This window comes from Sphingobium sp. TomTYG72 (genome assembly GCF_055394715.1).
In genome coordinates this window covers 1,891,331-1,911,718 of sequence record NZ_AP027336.1, presented here as the reverse complement: position 1 = coordinate 1,911,718, position 20,388 = coordinate 1,891,331, and the positions used below count along the sequence as shown (strand labels likewise).

Annotated in this window: 23 protein-coding genes; 6 read left to right on the top strand and 17 right to left on the bottom strand. The window is 62.9% G+C overall.

All coding sequences use genetic code 11. The annotated features are described in order from the left end of the window. Nucleotides 1-30: 30 nt before the first annotated feature. Both ACZ5U1_RS09465 and ACZ5U1_RS09460 read right to left on the bottom strand, forming a co-directional pair. Nucleotides 31-750, bottom strand: coding sequence for a hypothetical protein (locus ACZ5U1_RS09465; protein ID WP_464778191.1), 720 nt, complete (start codon nt 748-750; stop codon nt 31-33). Next, nucleotides 750-2,117: a putative O-glycosylation ligase, exosortase A system-associated gene (locus ACZ5U1_RS09460; protein WP_464778190.1), complete on the bottom strand. Its 1,368-nt coding sequence runs from the start codon at nt 2,115-2,117 to the stop codon at nt 750-752. The genes ACZ5U1_RS09465 and ACZ5U1_RS09460 overlap by 1 nt, the downstream gene beginning before the upstream one ends. 199 nt (nt 2,118-2,316) lie before the next feature. On the opposite strand from ACZ5U1_RS09460, the gene ACZ5U1_RS09455 reads away from it, so the two are divergent. Beyond that, nucleotides 2,317-3,546 carry a TIGR04063 family PEP-CTERM/XrtA system glycosyltransferase gene (locus ACZ5U1_RS09455; RefSeq protein ID WP_464778189.1) on the top strand — a complete coding sequence of 410 codons (1,230 nt, stop codon included), beginning with the start codon at nt 2,317-2,319 and terminating at the stop codon, nt 3,544-3,546. A 14-nt stretch (nt 3,547-3,560) separates the two neighbouring features. Further along, entirely contained in the window at nt 3,561-4,397 is an 837-nt protein-coding gene (locus ACZ5U1_RS09450; protein WP_464778188.1) for a hypothetical protein, read from the top strand. Nucleotides 4,398-4,407: 10 nt separating this feature from the next. Here ACZ5U1_RS09450 and ACZ5U1_RS09445 read toward each other — a convergent pair whose 3' ends face one another. Further along, nucleotides 4,408-4,779 carry a hypothetical protein gene (locus tag ACZ5U1_RS09445; RefSeq protein ID WP_464778187.1) on the bottom strand — a complete coding sequence of 124 codons (372 nt, stop codon included), beginning with the start codon at nt 4,777-4,779 and terminating at the stop codon, nt 4,408-4,410. After that, nucleotides 4,776-4,961 (bottom strand): hypothetical protein, encoded by a 186-nt coding sequence (locus tag ACZ5U1_RS09440; RefSeq protein WP_097092364.1) that lies wholly within the window; start codon nt 4,959-4,961, stop codon nt 4,776-4,778. The genes ACZ5U1_RS09445 and ACZ5U1_RS09440 overlap by 4 nt, the downstream gene beginning before the upstream one ends. 115 nt (nt 4,962-5,076) lie before the next feature. On the opposite strand from ACZ5U1_RS09440, the gene ACZ5U1_RS09435 reads away from it, so the two are divergent. Both ACZ5U1_RS09435 and ACZ5U1_RS09430 read left to right on the top strand, forming a co-directional pair. Continuing rightward, nucleotides 5,077-5,748: a S24 family peptidase gene (locus ACZ5U1_RS09435; RefSeq protein WP_464778186.1), complete on the top strand. Its 672-nt coding sequence runs from the start codon at nt 5,077-5,079 to the stop codon at nt 5,746-5,748. A 51-nt stretch (nt 5,749-5,799) separates the two neighbouring features. Next, on the top strand, nt 5,800-6,717 hold the full coding sequence (locus ACZ5U1_RS09430; RefSeq protein WP_464778185.1) for an XdhC family protein: 918 nt from the start codon (nt 5,800-5,802) through the stop codon (nt 6,715-6,717). Nucleotides 6,718-6,726: 9 nt separating this feature from the next. On the opposite strand, the gene ACZ5U1_RS09425 is transcribed toward ACZ5U1_RS09430, so the two are convergent. From ACZ5U1_RS09425 to ACZ5U1_RS09410, 4 genes are all read right to left on the bottom strand, one after another. Next, nucleotides 6,727-6,912 (bottom strand): YbdD/YjiX family protein, encoded by a 186-nt coding sequence (locus tag ACZ5U1_RS09425; protein WP_464778184.1) that lies wholly within the window; start codon nt 6,910-6,912, stop codon nt 6,727-6,729. Beyond that, a complete protein-coding gene (locus ACZ5U1_RS09420; RefSeq protein WP_464778183.1) occupies nt 6,909-8,957 on the bottom strand; it encodes a carbon starvation CstA family protein in 2,049 nt (682 codons plus the stop codon). Before ACZ5U1_RS09420 ends, ACZ5U1_RS09425 begins: the two co-directional genes overlap by 4 nt. A gap of 64 nt (nt 8,958-9,021) precedes the next feature. Beyond that, nucleotides 9,022-9,480, bottom strand: a complete 459-nt coding sequence (locus ACZ5U1_RS09415; RefSeq protein ID WP_464778182.1) for a DoxX family protein — start codon at nt 9,478-9,480, stop codon at nt 9,022-9,024. Continuing rightward, a complete protein-coding gene (locus tag ACZ5U1_RS09410) occupies nt 9,458-9,892 on the bottom strand; it encodes a pyridoxamine 5'-phosphate oxidase family protein (protein WP_464778181.1) in 435 nt (144 codons plus the stop codon). The genes ACZ5U1_RS09415 and ACZ5U1_RS09410 overlap by 23 nt, the downstream gene beginning before the upstream one ends. Before the next feature lie 115 nt (nt 9,893-10,007). Here ACZ5U1_RS09410 and ACZ5U1_RS09405 point away from each other — a divergent pair, with 115 nt between their 5' ends. Then, entirely contained in the window at nt 10,008-10,565 is a 558-nt protein-coding gene (locus tag ACZ5U1_RS09405; protein WP_464778180.1) for a 2'-5' RNA ligase family protein, read from the top strand. Between the two features lie 89 nt (nt 10,566-10,654). On the opposite strand, the gene yihA is transcribed toward ACZ5U1_RS09405, so the two are convergent. The 9 genes from yihA to ACZ5U1_RS09360 form a co-directional block, all read right to left on the bottom strand. Continuing rightward, nucleotides 10,655-11,302, bottom strand: coding sequence for a ribosome biogenesis GTP-binding protein YihA/YsxC (yihA, locus tag ACZ5U1_RS09400; protein ID WP_449474163.1), 648 nt, complete (start codon nt 11,300-11,302; stop codon nt 10,655-10,657). 13 nt (nt 11,303-11,315) lie between these two features. Further along, nucleotides 11,316-13,016 carry a membrane protein insertase YidC gene (gene yidC, locus ACZ5U1_RS09395; protein WP_464778179.1) on the bottom strand — a complete coding sequence of 567 codons (1,701 nt, stop codon included), beginning with the start codon at nt 13,014-13,016 and terminating at the stop codon, nt 11,316-11,318. 36 nt (nt 13,017-13,052) lie between these two features. After that, a complete protein-coding gene (yidD, locus tag ACZ5U1_RS09390; protein ID WP_066526720.1) occupies nt 13,053-13,265 on the bottom strand; it encodes a membrane protein insertion efficiency factor YidD in 213 nt (70 codons plus the stop codon). Continuing rightward, nucleotides 13,262-13,648: a ribonuclease P protein component gene (rnpA, locus tag ACZ5U1_RS09385; protein WP_464780009.1), complete on the bottom strand. Its 387-nt coding sequence runs from the start codon at nt 13,646-13,648 to the stop codon at nt 13,262-13,264. Before rnpA ends, yidD begins: the two co-directional genes overlap by 4 nt. 32 nt (nt 13,649-13,680) lie before the next feature. Beyond that, on the bottom strand, nt 13,681-13,815 hold the full coding sequence (gene rpmH, locus ACZ5U1_RS09380) for a 50S ribosomal protein L34 (RefSeq protein WP_013848777.1): 135 nt from the start codon (nt 13,813-13,815) through the stop codon (nt 13,681-13,683). 271 nt (nt 13,816-14,086) lie between these two features. Beyond that, complete coding sequence (locus ACZ5U1_RS09375; RefSeq protein ID WP_449474159.1) at nt 14,087-14,857, bottom strand: DsbA family protein; 771 nt, start codon at nt 14,855-14,857, stop codon at nt 14,087-14,089. Further along, the gene (locus ACZ5U1_RS09370) at nt 14,854-16,203 is read right to left on the bottom strand and encodes a M48 family metalloprotease (protein WP_464780008.1); all 1,350 of its coding nucleotides are present in this window, start codon (nt 16,201-16,203) and stop codon (nt 14,854-14,856) included. The genes ACZ5U1_RS09375 and ACZ5U1_RS09370 overlap by 4 nt, the downstream gene beginning before the upstream one ends. Then, complete coding sequence (locus tag ACZ5U1_RS09365; protein ID WP_464778178.1) at nt 16,203-16,334, bottom strand: hypothetical protein; 132 nt, start codon at nt 16,332-16,334, stop codon at nt 16,203-16,205. Before ACZ5U1_RS09365 ends, ACZ5U1_RS09370 begins: the two co-directional genes overlap by 1 nt. Nucleotides 16,335-16,347: 13 nt before the next feature. Next, a complete protein-coding gene (locus tag ACZ5U1_RS09360) occupies nt 16,348-18,975 on the bottom strand; it encodes an Rne/Rng family ribonuclease (protein ID WP_464778177.1) in 2,628 nt (875 codons plus the stop codon). A gap of 479 nt (nt 18,976-19,454) precedes the next feature. Between ACZ5U1_RS09360 and ACZ5U1_RS09355 the strand changes: the two genes are divergently transcribed. Continuing rightward, nucleotides 19,455-20,387, top strand: a complete 933-nt coding sequence (locus tag ACZ5U1_RS09355) for an N-acetylmuramoyl-L-alanine amidase family protein (RefSeq protein WP_464780007.1) — start codon at nt 19,455-19,457, stop codon at nt 20,385-20,387. The last annotated feature ends 1 nt before the right edge of the window (nt 20,388 follow it).

Genomic DNA, 20,388 nt, shown 5'->3' with positions numbered 1-20,388 from the left:
CGCTTGCGTTCCCGGCCTTGGCGCGTCGGGTCAGGATCGGCCGGGCTGTGAGCCGGTCAAGCGCCAACGAAATGTTCCGCTGCTGCGCAACCGCCAATGCTCTGGATGGCGGCGGATGACCGATAGGTGCGCGAGAGTGAGGGTCGCGGCCAATATCGCGGCGGGCATGGCGATCATCGCCGTACCGGGCAAGAGCAGTGCGATCGTGAAGAAGCCCACGGCTGTGGCTCCGGCGATCATGGTGGACCGTGCTTCACCGTCCGGCCCGCGCATCCAGAATATGCAGCCGCTCATCCCTAGCGCGAAAGCCATGGCGAGCCGGGCAGGCTGACCCTGTCCCGCAAGGCCGCAGCCGATGAGCAGAAGAAGGATGAGGAGCGCGATCCCGGCACGGGGCAGGCGACCAAGCAGATAAGCTCCGGCAGGATAAAGCAGCAACTCCGCCATCAGCACCGCCGCCAATATCGATCCGGCGAGCGCCGACTGCTCTGGTCCCGCGATAACCGCCACCACCGCCGTGGCAGCCCACGGAACGAGGCGTCCGGGCGCCATGCGAATATGGCTGACCCAGCCGCGCAGGCCCGCGCGGGTTTCCCATCGCCGGTCGGCAAGCCGCAGCTGGAAAGCTGCTATGATGAACAGCGCTTCCACGCCCCAGGGCAGGAACTCCCTGCCGATCATGGGCGACGCCAGCACCAGTCCGAGCAACAAGCCATGGGCGATGCCCAGAATGCGGAGTTCTCCGCTCATCATACTCCCCCTGTGATCGGCTTTAAGGGCCGCAACGGAATGGCCGGGGCTCGCGCACCTTCCCGCTGCTTGCGCGTGAGATAGGTGTCGAGGCCGATTTGCAGCGATAGCATCATGAAGATGAAGGGTTGGTAAGCGATGCCGACGAACAGCGAACCGATCATGTAGATGACATGGCCTTGCTGAAGCGCCAGCGCGAAAGGCGCGACCCATGCCTCGCCCGGACCATCGCGGCCGCGATAACGACGCCTTATGGCCTCGGTGCGGATGAAACAGATGAGATGAATCAGCAGCCACAGCGCAAAGCCGAAATAGCCCTGCTCACCCAGCATCTCGAAATAGGCGCTGTGGTAGGCGCGGCCCTTGTCGGTGACGAGCCGCCGCTCCATGCGCGACCCACCGCTGTCGGTCACCCGTTCCTGCATGAAATAGGTGAAGCTGTTCTGGAGATAATTGTCGAAGCCGCCCCCGCCGGGATGTTCCTTCACATAGTCCAGCGTCCACTTCCAAACGGCAAGGCGGGTGGAAGCGCTTTCATCGCCCTGATGATTCTCGATGGTCGACATGCGCTGGGTGAAGCTGGCGGGCAGGAAGGGGATGGCGGCCAGCGCGGCCACAGCCAGCAATGGGCCATAGATAAAGCGCCGCTTCGACCGCATCAGCATCATGCCAGCGAGAATGACGATGCAGACGAGCCCCGTGCGCGCTTCGGTGCCGATCGGCATCAGCAGGCAGGCAAGGCACAGCGCATAAGCAAAGCCGCGCACCCGCCAGTCCGGCGGAAAGATCGTCCCATGCTTTGCTAGCCAAAGGATGAGCGGGATCAGCGAGATGGCGACGCAGCTGATAATGCTGCCTTCATAAAGGCCGCTATTATTGTCCACCATCAGGTTAAGGACGCCATAACCGCCGCCCGACAGCGCCGTCTTCATGCCGCCATTGATGATGATTGTGCTCGCACACAGCACCATGAAGAGCGCCAGTGCCTCAAGCCGCAGCCGCGTACGCAAAGTGAGCGGCAGGAAGATCGCAAAGATCATCGCCTTCCACACCCATTCCCACTTGGTATGGGCGTTCAGCGGAAAATCTGCCGTCGCGGTCGTATAGCCGCACCAGGCCAGCAGGATCAGCAACAACAGCTGGCGCATGGAAAAGCGGCAGTCCGTTTTCTTGTCCACCAGCAGCCACGCGCCCACCGCCAGAGCAAAGGCGATCGCGGAGATCGGAATGCGGTTTAGAAGAAAGTAGGACAGCCGCTGCGGCGAGACGATGTCGATATAGGCGTAGACGGCCACGAGCAGGAATGGACGCCGCAGCCCTAGCAGGAGGAAGGCGCCGAGAAAGGCGAGGAAGAACAGGTCACGCATCGCGCGATTGCTCCACCTGAGATTCGTCATCCAGATCGGCACGCGGCAGCAGGCGCCAGGCCGCCAGCATGATCACGCCATGGCTGATCAGCAGAGAAAGGGCGTCAATCATCGCGCGAAGGGTTCTTCTGTGGCCACGGCCTTTCCCTAGCGCGGCAGAGTTGACGGGCCGTTAAACCTTTTCCGGCACAAGAAGCGCATGACTCGGATACTCCATGTGCTCGATCACAGCCTGCCGATGCATAGCGGCTACACCTTCCGCACGCGTGCGATCCTGCGAGCGCAAATGGCGCAGGGGTGGGACGTGCGGGGAATCACCGGATTGCGTCACGGCGCCAAAGGCCCGGCAGAAGAAGTCGTCGATGGCCTTCATTTTCATCGCACGCCGGGCACACCGGCAACCGGCAATCCGTTGCTGCGCGAATGGCGGGACATTGCGGCGCATGCGGATGCCATCGATTCGCTGATCGCGGAGTGGCGGCCGGATGTGATCCACGCCCATTCGGCCGTGTTGAACGCCATGGCGGCGCAACGCGCGGCCAAGCGGCACGACATTCCCATGATCTACGAAATCCGCGCCTTCTGGGAGGATGCAGCGGTCGGAAACGGCACCGGCGCCGAGGGCAGCCCCCGCTATTGGCTGACCCGGCAGCTGGAAACCCATGCGGTGCGCGCGGCCGATGCCGTCGCGGTCATCTGCGAAGGGTTGCGCGGCGACCTGGTGGCGCGCGGGATCGACCCGGCCAAGATCATCGTCTCGCCCAACGGCGTGGACATGGAGCAATTCGGAACGCCAGTGCGCCGCGATCCGGCGCTCACCGCACGGCTGGGGCTAGAGGGCGCCGACGTGGTCGGCTTCATCGGCAGCTTCTATGATTATGAAGGTTTGGACGACCTCATCGCCGCCATGCCCCGGCTGGTGCGCGCACGGCCCAAGGTCAAGCTGCTGCTGGTAGGCGGCGGCCCGCGCGAACAGGCGCTGCGGGATCAGGCGACGGCCTCGCCCTTCGCCGACCATATCGTCTTCGTAGGGCGCGTCCCTCATGATGAGGTCGAGGATTATTATGCACAGGTCGATGTCCTCGCTTATCCGCGCAAGGCGATGCGGCTCACCGATCTTGTAACCCCGCTCAAGCCGCTGGAGGCGATGGCGCAGGGGCGGCTGGTGGCTGCCTCCAACGTCGGCGGTCATCGCGAACTGATCGAACATGGAGTAACGGGCACGCTGTTCGCGCCCGGCGATCCGGCGGCGATTGCGGCCGCTTTGGCAGAGATGTTCGCTGATCGTGGTTTCTGGGACGATCGGCGGGCGACGGCTCGCACCTTTGTCGAACGCGAGCGTAACTGGTCGTCAAATATTCTGCGTTATGGGCCTGTCTATGAGCGGTTGCTGGCGCAGCGGATCGCGCGCATTCGCGCCGCCGCCTGAACTGGAACATGACGGTGGTTCGACTTCATAGGGCGATGACCCCCGCCGTGCTGGCGGGGGTGGCGGTCGCGCTGATCCTGTTGGCGATGCCCGTGGGACTGGTCGAGACAATCGTCGCGTCGAGCGGGCTGAGCGAAGCCTTGCCAGCCGCCGCGCCGCCACTGGGATTGAAGGCACGCCTGCTCGTTGCGGGCTTCGGCGCGCTGATGGCGATGGGCTTTGTAAGTTTCAACGCGGCGCCCGTGCCGATGAAAAAGGATCGACGCTCTCGCAGCGTTACAGGAGTGAGTGATATGGGTTTTGCATTGCCGAAGCTGAACTGGCTGTCTCGCGGCCGGACCTCGGGAGCCTCCAGAATATCGAGCCCGCTGATGCGCCGCGCCGACGCGCATCCCGACGCCCCGGCGCGTGCCCCCATCTTTGCGAGCCGCGACTTTGGCGGTTTGGAGATTTTTCCCCGGATTGGTCCTGCGCGCGGTGAACAGTTCGAATCGGATCAACCGGAAGCAGAGGCCTTGATCTTGCCCGGTGCGCCGACGCCGGAAGAAGCCCCGGACAGCGATGCAATTGAAGCCGTGAGCGTCATTGCCTCCGATCCCACCCCCGCCACGCTGTCCAACGACATCCCGCCAGCTCCCGGCCTGCCTTCGCTGGCTGAACTCACCGCGCGGTTCGAAAAAGGCCTCGCCGATCGTGTGCGCGGCACCAGGACTGCTGCGGCGGACGGTGTCATCGCTGACATGCCGACCGAACAGCGGGTCCCGGTGCGGGATCGGGTCGAGGATGATGTCGATCAGGCGCTGCGCGCCGCGCTTGGCACATTGCGAGCCATGGCGGATCGGGCGCGCTGAGAACTGCCGCTCACCAATCTTCGATGGTGAGCGCCGACAGTTCGATCCATTCGTCATCCGCATCCGATCTGCCGCCGTCAATCGTGATGTCGGCGACAAAATGTCTGGGCAGCGTCCATTCCGCTTCCTCCAGTCTCTCGGCAAACCGGGTTCGCCGATCTTTGGCGTCCGGTCCCTTTATCCGCAGCGTAATGACGTGCCGCCTCCCTTGGAACAATGCGCTGGCCCAGGGGCGGCTCATGGCGCGTTCTATGCTGGCGGGTTCGCCTGCACGCTCGATCAATTGGGCGAGCAGTCGGGGCAGGGGGTCCTGTCCGCTCAGGCGCCTTCCTTCATTTTCGACCAGTTTCCGGCCTTGGCGGAGATGATCCAGACTTGTCATTGACCCGCGCTCCTGCGATATGTGTTCATGAAATGTTCTATACGTCTTTTGATCCGTTCCCCCGGTTCGCGACCTTGACGCAGGTCGAACACCAGACGGGGATCGCGAACGCTTTCACGACCAAAGCGTGTCGCCGGAATGCCGTTGTCCCGCAGGAACTTCTCTACGGCGCGAATCAGCATGCGGTTCAATCTCCCTCTTCGATGCGATTCGCCCCCTGCGAATCCCTAAGTGTTTTCCTATTTCTCCCCCTATTTCCTACTTGTCTAGGAAAAATCCTATCATTATGGATGAATCATGGTCGGTAATGGAGAAGATCCGCGCGTGGTGCTGGAACGGCTGATCGCCGAGAGGGGGGAGAATTATGCCGACCTGTCCCGCCTGCTGAAGCGCAACCCGGCCTATGTTCAGCAGTTCATCAAGCGCGGCACGCCCCGCAAGCTGGATGAGGAGGACCGGCGGGTGCTGGCCCGCTATTTTGGCGTTGCCGAAGACCTGCTGGGTGGGCCGACGCGCCAAGCCCCGGTGGAAAGGAAATCGCGGCCTTTGCCCGCAGTGGTGCCTGTGCCGCGCCTGTCGCTCGGCGCGTCGGCCGGACCCGGTTCGCTTGACGAGGATGAGCGGGCGGCGGGTGTCATGGCTTTCGACGCCAATTGGTTGCGCCATCTGGGTGTGAAGCCTCAAAGAGTTTCCATCATCCGGGTGGATGGCGAATCGATGGCGCCGACGCTCAATGATGGTGACGAGATCATGGTCGACCATGATGATGACGCGATGCGGCTGCGCGACGGTGTATATGTGTTGCGGCTGGACGGCGTGTTGATGGTGAAGCGTATCGCGATGGGTCCACGCAGAGGATTGTTCAGTGTGCGCAGCGACAATGTTCATTATCCCGATTGGGTGGACATCGACCCATCGCTGGTAGCGATCGTCGGCCGGGTCGTGTGGACCGGGCGGCGGCTGGTCTAGCTTGGCGACGCATCGGCGACCTCCTATGTGCGATGGGCAAGGAGGCCGGGATTGAACGACAATGACGCAGTGATACGCAAGGCGATCGAGTGGCGTGGCGCGTCCATGGCGCTGGCAACGGTCGTATCGACATGGGGATCGGCCCCCCGGCCGCGCGGCAGCCACATGATCGTCCATCGCGACGGCCGTTTCGAAGGCAGCATTTCAGGCGGCTGCGTTGAGGCCGACGTCCTGCAACGCGCGGAGGAGGTCATTGCGGGCCGTCCGGCGCATCTCGAACGCTATGGCGTGGCTGATGGAGATGCCTGGGCAGTGGGCCTTCCCTGCGGAGGTGAGATCAGCGTGCTGGTCCAGTCGGTGGAGGAGGGGAGCTTCGCGCCTGCGCTGTTCGACCGGATTGCTGAGGCCCGCGATGGGGGGCGGTCCCTCATCCTTTCCACCGACCTTGGTACAGGCATCACCCGCGAGGCAGTGATCGAGGGGCAGTTCCACAACCGTTACGATCCGCCGCGCCAGTTGCTGATCGTGGGCGCAGTGCAGATCGCGCAGTCCTTATGCGCACTTGCCCAGGCCATGGGCGTCAGACCCGTGGTGATCGATCCGCGCGGCCGCTTCCTGACAGAAGAGCGTTTCCCCGGCGTCGAGTTGGACGACCGCTGGCCCGACGAGGCGATCGCGGCGCGCCGTCCCGGTGAAGCGACGGCAGTCGTGACGCTCAGCCATGATATCAAGATCGACGATCCGGCTCTGGCCGCTGCCCTGCGCGCGCCGACCGGCTATGTCGCCGCGCTGGGATCGCGAAAGAGCCATGCGGCGCGGCTTGAGCGCCTGTCGGCAATGGGCTTTTCCGCAGAGCAGATTGGGCGAATCGACGGCCCGGCCGGGCTCGACATCGGCGCAGTTGGCGCGGCTGAGATCGCCCTGTCCATCGCAGCTGGCATGATCGCAGGTTTCAACGCCCGCAGTTGACCGCCGCCCTCAACAGCATTTGCCACCATTCTTCCCGCCATAGCGCGCCTCCTGCCGATCGCGGAAAAACTCGGTGGGCGTCATGACCGGCTCGCCGGGATGATGCATGTGCATGTGGCGGGCATAGCCCTCATAATCGGGCACACCGACCATCATCATCGCCATCCGGCGCATCCTGTCGAACAAGCCGATCATTCCGCTGGCACCAGAGACGCGGGGATTTCGCGCGCCGTCGGCGCATCGGCCCGCCGCGCGGCAAGGCAGGTGCGGACGGTGAAGAACAGCAGCGAAAGCACCACCATCAGAAAAATGGCGACAAGTCCGGCGTCCACCCGATCGTTGAAGATGATCTGCTGCATTTCCCCCATCGATTTGGCGGGGCTGAGCAACTTGCCTTCATTCGCCGCTGCCGAGAACTTCGCCGCATGGGCAAGGAAGCCGATCTTCGCATCGGTCGAAAATAGCTTCAGCAATCCCGCCGACAGCGTGCAGACCAGCAGCCAGGCGGTCGGGATCATCGTCACCCAGGCGTAGCGGTTCCGCTTCATCCGGAACAATACCGCCGTCGCCAGCATCAGTGCGATCGCGGCCAGCATCTGGTTGGAAATGCCGAATACGGGCCATAGCGTGTTCACGCCGCCGAGCGGGTCCGTGACGCCCTGATAAAGGAAGAAGCCCCAGGCTGAAACCGTCAGCGCGGTGGCCACCAGCCCCGGCATGATACCCGCTGTATCCTTGAAGCGCGGCACGGCCAGCCCGATCAGGTCCTGCAGCATGAAACGGCCCGCGCGCGTCCCTGCGTCAACCGCTGTCAGGATAAACAGCGCCTCGAACAATATGGCGAAATGATACCAGAAGGCCTTCATCGCCGGGCCGCCGATCACATGGGAAAAGATTTCCGCCATCGCTACGGCCAGCGTTGGCGCGCCGCCTGTGCGCGAAATGATCGTATGTTCGCCCACATCCCTGGCGGTTTGCGCGATCAGGTCCGGGGTGATGGGAAAGCCCATCGCCGTGACTGCGGCTGCCGCGCTCGATGGATCGGTCCCAATCACCGCCGCCGGACTGTTCATCGTGAAATAAATGCCGGGATCGAGGATCGACGCGCCCACCAGCGCCATGATCGCGACGAATGCCTCCATCAGCATCGCGCCATAGCCAATCAGCGGCGCATCGCTTTCGCTCGCGATGAGCTTGGGTGTCGTGCCGCTGGCGATCAGGGCGTGAAATCCCGACACCGCCCCGCAAGCGATGGTGATGAACAGGAAGGGGAAGAGTCCGCCCGACCAGACCGGGCCATTGCCATTCACGAACTGCGTTACGGCGTGCATTTTGAGCGGTGGCGCCATGATGACGATGCCGATGGCAAGCGCGGCGATGGCGCCGATCTTGAGAAAGGTCGACAGATAATCGCGCGGTGCCAGCAGCAGCCACACCGGCAGCACCGATGCCACTGCGCCATAGCCGATCAGGATCCAGCACAATTGTACCGGCGTGAAGGTGAAGACCGGCCCCCATAGCGGCGATTGCGCGATGGACTGCCCATATATGATCGCCGCCAGCAGGCCGATGAGGCCGATCAGCGACACCTCGCCAATCCGCCCCGGCCTTATCCAACGCGTATAGGCGCCCATCAGCAGCGCGAGCGGCACCGTGGCGGCCACGGTGAACATGCCCCACGGACTTTCCGCCAGCGCTTTTACGACGATCAGCGCCAGCACGGCCAGGATGATCACCATGATCATGAAGGCGCCGAACAGCGCAATCGTCCCTGCGGCCTGCCCCATTTCCATGCGGATCAGTTCGCCCAGCGACTTGCCGTCGCGGCGCATGGAAATGAACAGGACCATGAAATCCTGCACCGCGCCTGCCAGCACCACGCCCGCGATGATCCAGATAGTGCCGGGCAGATACCCCATCTGCGCGGCGAGGACCGGCCCCACCAGAGGCCCGGCGCCCGCGATCGCTGCAAAATGATGGCCGAACAGGACCACGCGGTCGGTTGGGACATAATCAAGCCCGTCCGCTCGCCTTAGCGCGGGCGTGGGCCGTGCAGGATCGAGCCGCATCACATGCCGCGCAATGTAGAGCGCGTAATAGCGATAGGCGACCAGGAAGCTGCTGACCGCCGCCACGACGATCCAGAGCGCATTGACCGCCTCGCCCCGGGATATCGCAACCACTGACAAGGCGATCGCCCCGACTATGGCCGTCAGGATCCAGGGGATGTGCCGGGTCATCACTCTCTCTATCTTCGTTCGTGGAATGCGGGCGCCACAGTAGGGCCGCGCATTTCAAAGACAATCATTGATATGGGACGTCATGTTTCCGCCCGAACGGCCATTCGACCGCCATGCTGGACCACAAGGCCCACCATATGATCACCGGCTGCAACAGCAGGCGCGGGCCGTGATACCACCAGCTCAAATGCACGCCGCTCAATGGAATATCGTTGAGCGCATGGTTCAGATTGGCTGGCCAAACGCACAGCGCGTAAAGGGCAAGCCCGATCCCGGCGGACTTCCGCAGTCTAGGAATATGCAATCCCGCAGCCCCCGCAATTTCCGCCACGCCGGTCAGCGCGATGATGTCAGCGGGGTGGGGCACCCAATATGGCGTGATGGCGATGAAGCCGCCGGGCCGGGTCAGATGGGCCACGCCCGCGATCAGATAAAATAAGGACAATATCCAGCGTGACGCCGTCCTGACGCGATCTCGCTTGCCCGCCCCTTCGTCAAGATCAGAGCTGGACCTCCCCTTCATCCTCTCCATCCCAATAATGCGCCCGTTCCGCGCTGACCTTAATCATCACGAGCCCCGGCGTGTCGATGCCTTCGCCGAACCAGCGGTCAAGGTCGCTGTTCCAATGCGCCTCGAATGCCCCCTTGTCACGGACAAGATCGGCGCGTCCTTCTATCGCCACGAATAGCGGACGCTGCTTCAATAACCCGCCGGAGCCCTGAAAGGCCAAGCCAACCTTCGGGTCGCGCTCAATATCGTGGACCATGACGGTGTCGTCGGTGGTGAAATAATAGCTGTCGCCATCATAATCGACGTCGCGATTGTTGCTCATCGGCCGTGCGGCGATCTGGCCACCTTCAGCGCGGGTGGAAAGCATCGCGAAGTCGATTTCCTTCATTTTCTTCGCCAGCTGCGGCAGCGTGAGGTGGGCCATCGGACACTCCTTGATTGAGACCATGCCCAACGTCCCAATGGTGGATCGGCTCCCGGGACTCGCTATCAGCACTATAGGAACATATAGTGAACATATCGACTCGAAAGGATCAGCCATGCGCCATGACATGTGCGCCGACACCAAATATCGTCTCTTTTTCGCGCTGAAACCGTCGCCCATCATCGCGCGCCAGACGGATCATTTTGCCGAGACACTGGGCGGCGGGGAGCGCCGCATCCGGCCGGAGCATCAGCATGTGACGCTCGCCGTGACCGCCGACTATGTCGAATATCCCTATGCGGTGATCAAGGCATTGTTGCGGGCGGGAACTGCGATCGATGCTGAACCTTTTGACTTGAAGCTCGACCGGCTGAGCCTCAGCAACCGCTCCGCTGCTCTCCGCCCTTCCCGATCTGTGCCGCTGCTCAATCAATTACAAAAGTCGATCATCGCCGCGATGCGGGGGGCAGGCGTGGCCTTGCGCCCCGGCTGGACCTTCAGCCCGCACCAGACGCTATTCTACAGGGATGGCCCTCCGGCGCAGCAAGCGATCGACGGCTTCCTGTGGTCGCTCGACCAGTTTGTCCTGGTTTGCAGCCATGTGGGCCGCACCCGGCACGATATTCTCGGTACTTGGACGCTCAAGGGCGACGGGCAGTATGAGTTGTTCTGACCCCGCCTTGGCTGTTTGGGGAATGTGATAGCTTAAAGCGCAAGCGGAAGGAGGGGCAGCGCCTGCTGCTCCGCTTTAACGGAGACCCATCATCCTTCAGTAACGCTCGCCAGAACGGCAGCCCGAAGTTCCGCTATGCCCATGCCCTTTTCGCTCGATGTCGGGATAATCTCCGGATGGGCGGCAGGGCGCTTCCGAACGGCATCGCCGGTCGCCTGTATCACTTCGGCGAGATGGCTGGCCTTTACCTTGTCCGCCTTGGTCAGCACGATGCGATAACTGACGGCCGCCGCGTCGAGCATGTCGAAAATCTCATTATCGACATCCTTGATGCCATGGCGGCTGTCGATCAGGACGAGTGCGCGCTTCAGCTTCGCCCGCCCGCGCAGATAGTCGTTCACAAGGAAGCGCCACTGGCGCACCATATCCTTGGGCGCGCGCGCATAGCCATAACCCGGCATGTCGACGAGGCGAAAACGCAGCGGGTCGCCGACATCGAAAAAGTTCAGTTCCTGTGTCCGCCCCGGTGTGTTCGATGTGCGGGCAAGCCCGTTGCGGCCCGTCAGCGCGTTCAGCAGGGACGATTTGCCGACGTTCGATCGGCCCGCGAACGCCACTTCATTGACCGACATGTCGGGCAGGAACTTCAAATCCGGTGCTGACTTGAGGAAGGTGATCGGCCCGGCGAACACCTTGCGCGCTTCCTCGATCAGCTCTGCCTGTTCCTGCTCGTTCACTGGGATATCCGCCTTATTTCGCCGGAGCCGCGTTCAGCACGGGGTGGCGCTTGTAGAGCCACCACTGCTGCAGCATCGACAGGCAGTTGTTGGTGATCCAGTAAACCAGCAGGCCCGCAGCGAACGGCGCCATGATGAACATCATCATCCACGGCATGATCGAAAAGATCTGCTGCTGCATCGGGTCCATCTGCGCCGGGTTCAACTTGAACTGCAGCCACATCGAAATGCCCAGCAACAACGCCAGCACGCCGATCGCCAGGAAGGACGGCGGTGTGAAGGGCAGCAGGCCGAACAGGTTCAGGATGTGCAGCGGATCGGGCGCGGACAGATCCTTGATCCACAGCACGAACGGCTGATGGCGCATTTCGATCGTCAGCTGCAGCACCTTGTACAGCGCGAAGAAAATCGGGATCTGGATGAAGATGGGCAGGCAGCCGGCGAGCGGATTGACCTTCTCGCGCTTGTAGAGCTCCATCATCTCCTGCTGCAGCTTGGGCTTGTCGTCCTTATACTTGTCCTGCAGCGCCTTCATCTTCGGCTGCACCGCGCGCATAGCCGCCATGCTGGCGAACTGACGCTGGGCGACCGGGAACATCAGCGCGCGGACCACGAAGGTCAGGCAGATGATCGCCACGCCGAAATTGCCGATATGTTCGAACAGCCAATGCAGCAGCGCGAAGATCGGCTTTTCGAACCAGTAGAACCAGCCCCAGTCGATCGCCCGGTCGAACAGCGGAATGCCCGCGTCCTGATAGGCTTCGAGCGTCTTCACTTCCTTCGCGCCCACGAACAGGCGAGTGGTTTGAGTGATGGCTTTGCCCGGCGCGAGCATCGTCGGCGCAAGACTGTAATCGGCCTGATATTGTGTGCCTGCGCCCTTGCGGAACTGGCCTTCAAAAGCGGCCTTCTGGTCGGGGACCAGCGCCGACAGCCAATATTTGTCGGTGAAGCCCAGCCAGCCACCGGTCGATTGGAAGCTCTGCGAGGAAGGACCCTCGTCGAGATCCTTGTAATTCACGTCATAATTGGCAGCGCCGTTGAACACGCCCATCGGGCCGATATGGATGGTCCAGGTGTCCGGATCATTGGGGATGCCCGTGCGGTTGATGTAACCATAGGGCTTCACCCCCACCACGCCTGTGCCGCTGTTCGCGACCTTCTGCTGCGCGGTGATCATGTAATTCTCATCGACCGACAGGCGGATTTCGAAAGCCTGGCCCGCACCATTGTCCCACCGCAGGGTCACAGGGCTGGTCGGCGTCAACTCCTTGGCATCGGCGGTCCAGACGGTGTTCGCGTCAGGGGCCTTAAGTCCCTCGCCCTGCCATCCGAACCCGGCAAAAAAGGCGTCCTTCGTGCCCGAAGGGCTATAGAGCCGTATCGCAGGCGAATTTTTCGCAATCGTTTCGCCATAGGTGGGCAGCACGATATCGTCGATACGCGCGCCCTTCAGGTTGATGGAGCCGGTGAGCTTGGGCGTACGGATCGCGACACGCGGGCTTTCCTTCAAAACCTGCGCACGATCGCGAATCGCGGACGGGCTGCTCGCCACCGGGCTTGATCCCTGCGTCACCGGCGTGGTCTTGCCACCTTCGATCTTGGTCGCGGGTGGGTTGGCGGCCGGGAAGAAATGCTGGGCGATATAGGGCCAGCCGAACAGGATCGCTGCGGTCAGTAGCACCGCCAGAATAATATTCTTCTTGTCGTCCACGCTTGTCGGCTCCGCCGTCTCTTGTGAAAATTCGTATCAGGGGACCGGGTCGTAGCCCGAACCGCCCCAAGGGTGGCATCGCATTAGCCGCTTCGTGGCGAGCCAGCTACCCTTCACCGCACCATATTTGCGGATGGCCTCTATGGCATATTGCGAACAGGATGGCGCATAGCGGCAGCTGGGGGGCAATATGCGCGAAGGGCCAAGCTGCCAGAAGCGCGCGATCAGGATGAGCAAGCGAGCAATCATTGCTCCTGAGCGCCCTGTTCGCGGGAAGGTTTCTTTCGCGGAGGCCCTCGATGGGTGCCAGCAGGGCGGCTCATCACCTTACCCAGGGCCTTTTCCAGTTCCGAGCGGAGCAAGGCAAAGTCGCGCTCTATGCCTTCGGAACGGCCGATCAGCACATGGTCGGCGCCCGCGACTCCGTGGATGGGCAACAAGTCCCGCGCCAAGACGCGAAAACGGCGCTTCATCCGGTTGCGGATGACAGCGCCGCCAATCTTTTTCGTAACCGTGATGCCGATACGCATCGCCGGATCGCCATCGCCACGTTCGCGCACCAGCAGGACAAAGCCCGGCATCGGCGCGCGCCGCCCACGATTCGCCGCCAGGAAGTCAGCGCGCCGCCTCATCATGGCTGGCGCGCGATCCGGCGGCGCGTCGTTCAGGCGCTCAGGCTCTTGCGGCCCCGCGAACGGCGGGCGCGGATCACATTGCGGCCGCCGGGGGTCGCCATGCGAGCGCGGAAACCGTGACGGCGCTTCCGAACCAGATTGCTCGGCTGATAGGTGCGCTTCATCGTTCATTCCTCAAAGCAAAACGTCAAAATCGGGCGTGACAAAAAAGGGCCGCGATGGGCGGCCGCATGTCAGGGGGCGTCCGATAGGCAAAAGCTGTAGATGAGTCAATGGCGGAGAGGGGGATATGCTCAACATGTCCCCTCTCCCCTTCAGGGGAGAGGGTGCCGAGCGTAAGCGAAGGCGGGAGAGGGGAAATGGCGTGAGAGCGCCTTGTAGCCGCCCCCTCTCCCCAACCCTCTCCCCTGAAGGGGAGAGGGAGAAGGTCGCCCACTACTTCGCCCGTACCGCCGCTACCGCCTGCTTCAGCGCGTCATAGCCCACCGCGCCATTCAATACCTGATCGCCCACGACGAAGGTCGGCGTGCCCGTGGCGCGCAGCTTCTGCGCCAGCGCGATGTTCGACTGGATTTCACCATCATATTTGCTGTTCGCCATGGCCGCCTCCGCAGCCTTTCCGTCTATGCCGACCTTGGCGGCAGCGCCCAATATAGTGTCTCGCGTGACCTTCCCGCTCGCATACAGCGCGCGGTGGAAAGGCATATACTGGCCCTTCTCAGCCGCCAGCAACGACACCTTGGCCGCATCTGCGCTCTCGTCGGACAGGATCGGCAATTCACGATAGACGACCTTCACCCCCTTGTCCTCGCCCACCAGCTTGGCGAGGTCGGGCAGGGATGCGCGGCAATAGCCGCATGCGTAATCGAAGAATTCGACCACCGTGACATCGCCATTGGCCGCGCCTTCCCACGCGCCCGCATAGGGCGTTTCGATCGCCTTGCGACTTTCGCCGATGCTGTCCGACACGCGTTTAGCCTGCAGCCGTTCGACCGCCTCGGGAATGATCTCGGGATGCTCCAGAATATAGTCGCGCACGATCTTCTCGATCGCGGCCTTGTCTCCGGCGGCGACGCTGCCGCTACTCTGCATGCCCAGAGCCGCGCCAGCGGCAGTGGCGGCGATGAAGGCGAGGGCGCCAATCGTCATCTGAATGGTCCTGTTGGAAAGGGCGGCGCGAATGCCGGGTCGAGAGGTTTCGGTCATTTCTTCTTTCGCTTCTGCTCGACGGCTGCGCGGGACACCATGGCGATATCCTGTGCCCGCAGATAGTCAACCGTGCCCGGCCTCAATCCCTGCATGGCCGCGTCAGCGCTGCGCAGCGCCATCTGATCGTCGCCCATCAATGCATAGCGTTCCGCCGTGGCCAGCGCCGCGCGAGGCGTGTCACCCCGCCGTTCATAAACGACGCCGAGCTGATACCAGGCAAAGGGGTTTTCCCGATCGCGCGCTACGGCGTTGCGCAATACCTGTTCGGCTTCCACGAAATTCCGGTCATCTTCGGTCGCGATGAGCGCATGGCCCAGCATCGTGGCGATCAAGGGCTGCTGCGTCAGTTGCACCGCTTCGCGTAGCGGCGGGATGGCGTCGGCGGGCTTTCCGCTTTCCAGCAGCACCTGACCCTTGAGTTCCAGAAAATACGGGTCGTGCGGCTGCGCTGCCAGAAGGGCGTTCACCTCGGCGATCGCTTTGTCGGGATAGGCGCTTTTATGCCAGGCGTAGGCGCGCGCATAATGCGCCGGGAGAGACTGATCGCTCTCGGGATATTTGATCAGCGTCTGTGTGGGTTCGGAAACGAAGCCGACCAGCTTGGCCTTTATGCGCTCGAACCGGGCTTCCAGCTTCGGGTCGATAGGTTTGTCCCACGCTGGATCGACCGTATAAACTTCTCGCAGAACATTGATGCGTTCGCCGGACAGCGGATGCGTGCGGCCGTAGCTGTCGTCCTGCGGGATCGCGAGACGATATTCCTGGTTCTGCAACTTCTTGAAGAATTCCAGGCTGCCCTTGCCCGACAGGCCCGACTTGCTCAAATAGCGCGCACCTGCAAGGTCGGCAGAGCTTTCCTGCGCGCGGGAAAAGGCGAGATATTTGCCCATCGCCGCTTGCTGGCCCATTCCCAAAATGCCCATGCCCGCTTCCGCGCCGCCTGCCGCAATCGCAGCGGCGCCCAGGACCAGGCTGAGCAGGGTGATGCCGGTCGCCGCCTTCATGCCTTCCGATGACCGGATGATATGTCCGCCCTCGATATGACCAAGTTCGTGCGCGACGACCCCTTGCAGCTGGTTTACATTGTCTGTCGCCGCGATCAGTCCGCTATGGACCCAGACATACTGACCGCCTGCTACGAAGGCGTTGATTTCCGGATCGTTGATAACGAGCACCTGGACATTGCGCGGTTCCATTCCCGCCGCGCTGACGAGCGGTCCCGACATGTCCGCCATGAAAGCTTCGGTTTCGGCGTCGCGAAGTATCTGTTGCGCCATCGCGGGCTGGACCATGAATGCCAGCGAGGCAACGGCGATCGCGGCGGTGCGCAGCCATCGGCGCATCATGGCCGATCACCATGGATCAGGGACGAAGGCAGCATGTCCGCGCCCCTGCCAGCACCGGGATGAACTCCGCCTGAAGCGAGAACGCCGCCGCCTTCCCGGAAATCCGGAAGGGCAGCGGCGTTGCTCATCGGGCGGACGTCCTTACTGACCGAAGGTGCGCTGCCACCATCCGCGGCGCGGTGCGCTATCGTCGTCGTTCGTCTCTTCGCCATCAGCCGTCGAGACCGCGCTCTCACCAGCAGGAGCTGCCGTTGGTGCCCCAGCTTCCGGTGCAACGGCTCCTGCGATCGCGGGAGCCTCCGCCGCGTCCTGGGCAATGGCCTCGACCTTCTTGCGCCGCGTGCGCTTGGGCTTGGCGGGTGCCTCGGCTTCCGGTTCCACGCTCACGGCCGGTTCGGCAGGCGCTTCGGGAGCGGCCTCTGCCTTCTTGCGCCGCGTGCGCTTGGGCTTGGCGGGCGCTTCCTCGGCTGCCGCTTCGACCGGAGCCTCGGGAGCCTCCACGGGCGCTTCTACGGCTTCCTTTGCCTTGCGAGCACGGGGGCGACGGCGCGTCTTTGGCGCCTCTTCCTCCGCAGGCGCTTCGGGCGCTGCTTCTGCTGCCGTCTCGGCGACAGGCTCGACAGCGGCAGGCTCGGAAGCCTCGACGGCTTCGCTAGCAGCCTCGTCGGCGACCGCTTCGCCCTCGCGACGACGGCGTCCGCCACGACGACCGCGACGGCCACGACGGCGACCGGCCTCTTCGCCTTCGCCATGGGCCTCGACAGGCTGTCCTTCCGTTACTTCGTCAGTCGATTCGGCTTCTTCGCCAGCGTCCTCGACCGGGGCACCGGCAGCTTCCGCCTCACCTTCGGCGTGATGCTCGTCACGCTGGCCGCCACGGCGGCGACGACGGCGACGACGACGACGGCCGCCTTCGCGATCCTCGCCCCGGTCGCCGCGCTCTTCGCGCTCAGCGGCCTCGACTTCCTCGATTTCCTCTTCTTCCAGCTCCTCGACGATATCGAGGTCATCCTCTTCCTCGACGATCGGAGCATAGCTCACCACCCGTTCGGGACGCGGGCCGCTGGCTTCCACCGACATGCGCGCGCCTTCGACTTCGCCGTCCGGCAGGATCGCGATCGTCACGCCATAACGCTGCTCGATCTCGTCCAGCTCGCGGCGCTTGTTGTTGAGGACGTAGAAGGCCGCTTCCTGGCTCGCGCGCAGGGTGACGAGGTTGCCGCGACCACGCGCCGCTTCCTCTTCCAGCATACGCAGCGCGCTAAGGCCCGCCGATGACGCCGTGCGGACAAGGCCCGTGCCTTCGCAATGCGGGCACTGGCGGGTCGATGCTTCCAGCACGCCGGTGCGCAGGCGCTGGCGGCTCATTTCCATGAGGCCAAAGCCCGAGATGCGGCCGACCTGAATACGGGCGCGATCGTCCTTCAGCGCCTCCTTCATCGCCTTCTCGACCTTACGGATGTTGGAGTTCATCTCCATGTCGATAAAGTCGATCACGACCAGACCCGCCATATCGCGCAGGCGCAACTGGCGAGCGATTTCGCGCGCGGCTTCCAGGTTGGTGGCGACGGCGGTCTGCTCGATGCCATGCTCTCGCGTCGACCGGCCCGAGTTGATGTCGATCGACACCAGCGCTTCGGTCGGGTTGATGACCAGATAGCCACCCGATTTCAGCTGCACGACCGGATTATACATCGCGGCCAGCTGATCCTCGACGCCCGCGCGCTGGAACAGCGACACGGCATCGGCATATTGCTGCACCCGGCGCGCATGGCTGGGCATCAGCAGCTTCATGAAGTCCTTGGCGGCCTTATAGCCATATTCGCCCTCAACAATGACCTCTTCGATATCCTTGTTGTAGATATCGCGGATCGCGCGCTTGATGAGGTCGCTGTCATTGTGGATCAGCGCAGGCGCTTCGGACTTCAGCGTCTTTTCGCGAATCTCGTCCCACAGACGGGCGAGATAGTCGAAATCGCGCTTGATCTCCGGCTTGGTGCGCTGGAGCCCGGCGGTGCGGACGATGCAGCCCATGGTCGAGGGCAGGTTCATCTCCGCGACGATCGTCTTCAGGCGCTTGCGGTCAGCGGCGTTGCTGATCTTGCGCGAAATTCCGCCGCCATGCGACGTGTTCGGCATCAGCACGCAATAGCGACCGGCCAGCGAAAGATAGGTGGTAAGGGCCGCGCCCTTGTTGCCGCGCTCTTCCTTTACGACCTGCACCAGCAGCACCTGACGGCGCTTGATGACGTCCTGAATCTTGTAGCGGCGGCGCAGCGCCATGCGCTTGCGGCGCAGTTCGTCGGCGGCTTCGTCACCACCGCGTTTGCGGCGGCCGCCCTTTGCGGGGCCTTCGCTGCTTTCGGCGGCCTCGCCCTCATCCTCTTCATGATGGGTGGCTTCGACCAGTTCCAGCCCATCGTCGCCATGATGATCCTCGTCATCCTCGAAATCGGCACGCAGCGCCGCCTCTTCCTCGGCATGCTCGCGCTCTTCGCGCAGCAGCGCCTCGCGGTCTTCGCGGGGAATCTGGTAATAATCGGGGTGAATTTCGCTGAACGCCAGAAAGCCGTGGCGGTTGCCGCCATAGTCGACGAACGCCGCCTGAAGCGAGGGTTCTACACGGGTAACCTTGGCGAGGTAGATATTGCCTTTGAGCTGCTTGTGCTCGGCCGATTCGAAATCAAACTCCTCGATCCGGTTACCTTTGACGACCGCGACCCGGGTCTCTTCCCGGTGGCGCGCATCGATCAGCATACGCATTGTCATTTATTATTCTCCGGCGAAGGCGGCCAGCGGCACTGGGCCGGGCTGCCACGCGATAGTGGGGGGACGAACGCAGTCGCGCCGCCAGCGGCGCGGGTGTTGCTATCGTCCGGTTTGACAGGAAAAACTGCGCTTCTGCTGCATCGGCAGGGCCGGGCAAATCGCCGGTCCGCTCCATCCACGCCGCATCGCCCGCTATCGGGCTCAGCGTGGAATGGAAATCATGCCTCATGCAGCGTCAACCTGTTCGTCGCATCGGGTCTCAAGCGCCTTGGCGCCCGCCGATGCTGCCGTGAAAGTTCCTGATGAAGAACCGGGCCTAATATGGGCGTTTCTTTCAGGAATGTGAATGGGTAGCAGCCTAAGGCCAGCCTAGCAACGTCCCCTGCAAAATTGTTTGGTCCAGGACGAACGCTGCCATTCCTGCGATTCATCACCGAACATGGTGAAGCAAAGGTAAACGCGGCGCCGAATGGCCGCCGCTGAAATGGGGCTGGACGGCATGGGGCGGTGCGGGGCACAAGCGCGCCATGCTGCACGCTCTTGCCCTGGCAACTGCTTTTCTGGCCGGTCCTCAGGGAGCGGAGCGCATCAGCTTCGACAAGCCAGCCTCCATGGCGCCCCGTCCGGCCAAGCGGCTGCACAGTATCACCGTGCCAATCCCGCCGGTTGCGCGCGGCCTCTCGCTGCCACGGGTGGAAGGATCAGCCGACGCGTCACGCCCGCTGATCGTCATCGATGCGGGGCATGGCGGGCATGATCCCGGCGCGATCAACGCGGAAACCGGCGAACGGGAAAAGGACCTGACGCTCGCGATCGCGCAGGCGATCCGGGATCAGCTGGTGAAGTCCGGCAGACTTCGCGTCGCGCTGACAAGGGATGACGACCGCTTCCTGGTCTTGCAGGAGCGCTATGGCATCGCGCGGAAGATGAATGCGGATCTCTTTATTTCGGTCCATGCCGATTCGGCCGAAAATCATGACGCGCGGGGTGCGACGATCTACACCTTGTCGGAGGTGGCATCGGACCGGGAAGCAGCGAGGCTGGCGGCGCGGGAGAACAGGGCGGACGTTTTGAACGGCGTCAATCTGGGCGGGCAGCCCGATCAGGTGTCGTCTATCCTCATCGACCTTACGCAGCGCGAAACCATGAAGGAATCGGCGAATTTCGCTCGTCTTCTTCAGCGGGAGGGGGCGCCGTTCCTGGCCTTCCGCAGCACGTTCCACCGCTATGCCTCACTCATGGTTTTGAAGGCGCCGGACACGCCGTCGGTCCTGTTCGAGACCGGCTATCTCAGCAATGCCGAGGATGCCGCTTTCCTCGCCTCGCCCGAGGGACGCAGCCGCATAGCGAAGGGCGTTGCGAAGGCGGTCGAGATATATTTCGCCCGCCGACTGCCCCTTGGCGGCGGCTGAC

Coding starts and splice junctions, on each gene's coding strand:
- ACZ5U1_RS09440 (WP_097092364.1), bottom strand. CDS start 4,961: ATGCTGATTCGCGCCGTAGAGAAGTTCCTGCGGGACAACGGCATTCCG.
- ACZ5U1_RS09455 (WP_464778189.1), top strand. CDS start 2,317: ATGACTCGGATACTCCATGTGCTCGATCACAGCCTGCCGATGCATAGC.
- ACZ5U1_RS09420 (WP_464778183.1), bottom strand. CDS start 8,957: ATGACCCGGCACATCCCCTGGATCCTGACGGCCATAGTCGGGGCGATC.
- ACZ5U1_RS09370 (WP_464780008.1), bottom strand. CDS start 16,203: ATGCGCCGATGGCTGCGCACCGCCGCGATCGCCGTTGCCTCGCTGGCA.
- ACZ5U1_RS09360 (WP_464778177.1), bottom strand. CDS start 18,975: ATGACAATGCGTATGCTGATCGATGCGCGCCACCGGGAAGAGACCCGG.
- ACZ5U1_RS09460 (WP_464778190.1), bottom strand. CDS start 2,117: ATGCGTGACCTGTTCTTCCTCGCCTTTCTCGGCGCCTTCCTCCTGCTA.
- ACZ5U1_RS09465 (WP_464778191.1), bottom strand. CDS start 750: ATGAGCGGAGAACTCCGCATTCTGGGCATCGCCCATGGCTTGTTGCTC.
- ACZ5U1_RS09445 (WP_464778187.1), bottom strand. CDS start 4,779: ATGACAAGTCTGGATCATCTCCGCCAAGGCCGGAAACTGGTCGAAAAT.
- ACZ5U1_RS09415 (WP_464778182.1), bottom strand. CDS start 9,480: ATGAAGGGGAGGTCCAGCTCTGATCTTGACGAAGGGGCGGGCAAGCGA.
- rpmH (WP_013848777.1), bottom strand. CDS start 13,815: ATGAAGCGCACCTATCAGCCGAGCAATCTGGTTCGGAAGCGCCGTCAC.
- yidD (WP_066526720.1), bottom strand. CDS start 13,265: ATGATTGCTCGCTTGCTCATCCTGATCGCGCGCTTCTGGCAGCTTGGC.
- ACZ5U1_RS09425 (WP_464778184.1), bottom strand. CDS start 6,912: ATGATCGGCTTGTTCGACAGGATGCGCCGGATGGCGATGATGATGGTC.
- ACZ5U1_RS09405 (WP_464778180.1), top strand. CDS start 10,008: ATGCGCCATGACATGTGCGCCGACACCAAATATCGTCTCTTTTTCGCG.
- ACZ5U1_RS09365 (WP_464778178.1), bottom strand. CDS start 16,334: ATGAGCAACGCCGCTGCCCTTCCGGATTTCCGGGAAGGCGGCGGCGTT.
- rnpA (WP_464780009.1), bottom strand. CDS start 13,648: ATGAGGCGGCGCGCTGACTTCCTGGCGGCGAATCGTGGGCGGCGCGCG.
- ACZ5U1_RS09375 (WP_449474159.1), bottom strand. CDS start 14,857: ATGACCGAAACCTCTCGACCCGGCATTCGCGCCGCCCTTTCCAACAGG.
- ACZ5U1_RS09410 (WP_464778181.1), bottom strand. CDS start 9,892: ATGGCCCACCTCACGCTGCCGCAGCTGGCGAAGAAAATGAAGGAAATC.
- ACZ5U1_RS09435 (WP_464778186.1), top strand. CDS start 5,077: ATGGTCGGTAATGGAGAAGATCCGCGCGTGGTGCTGGAACGGCTGATC.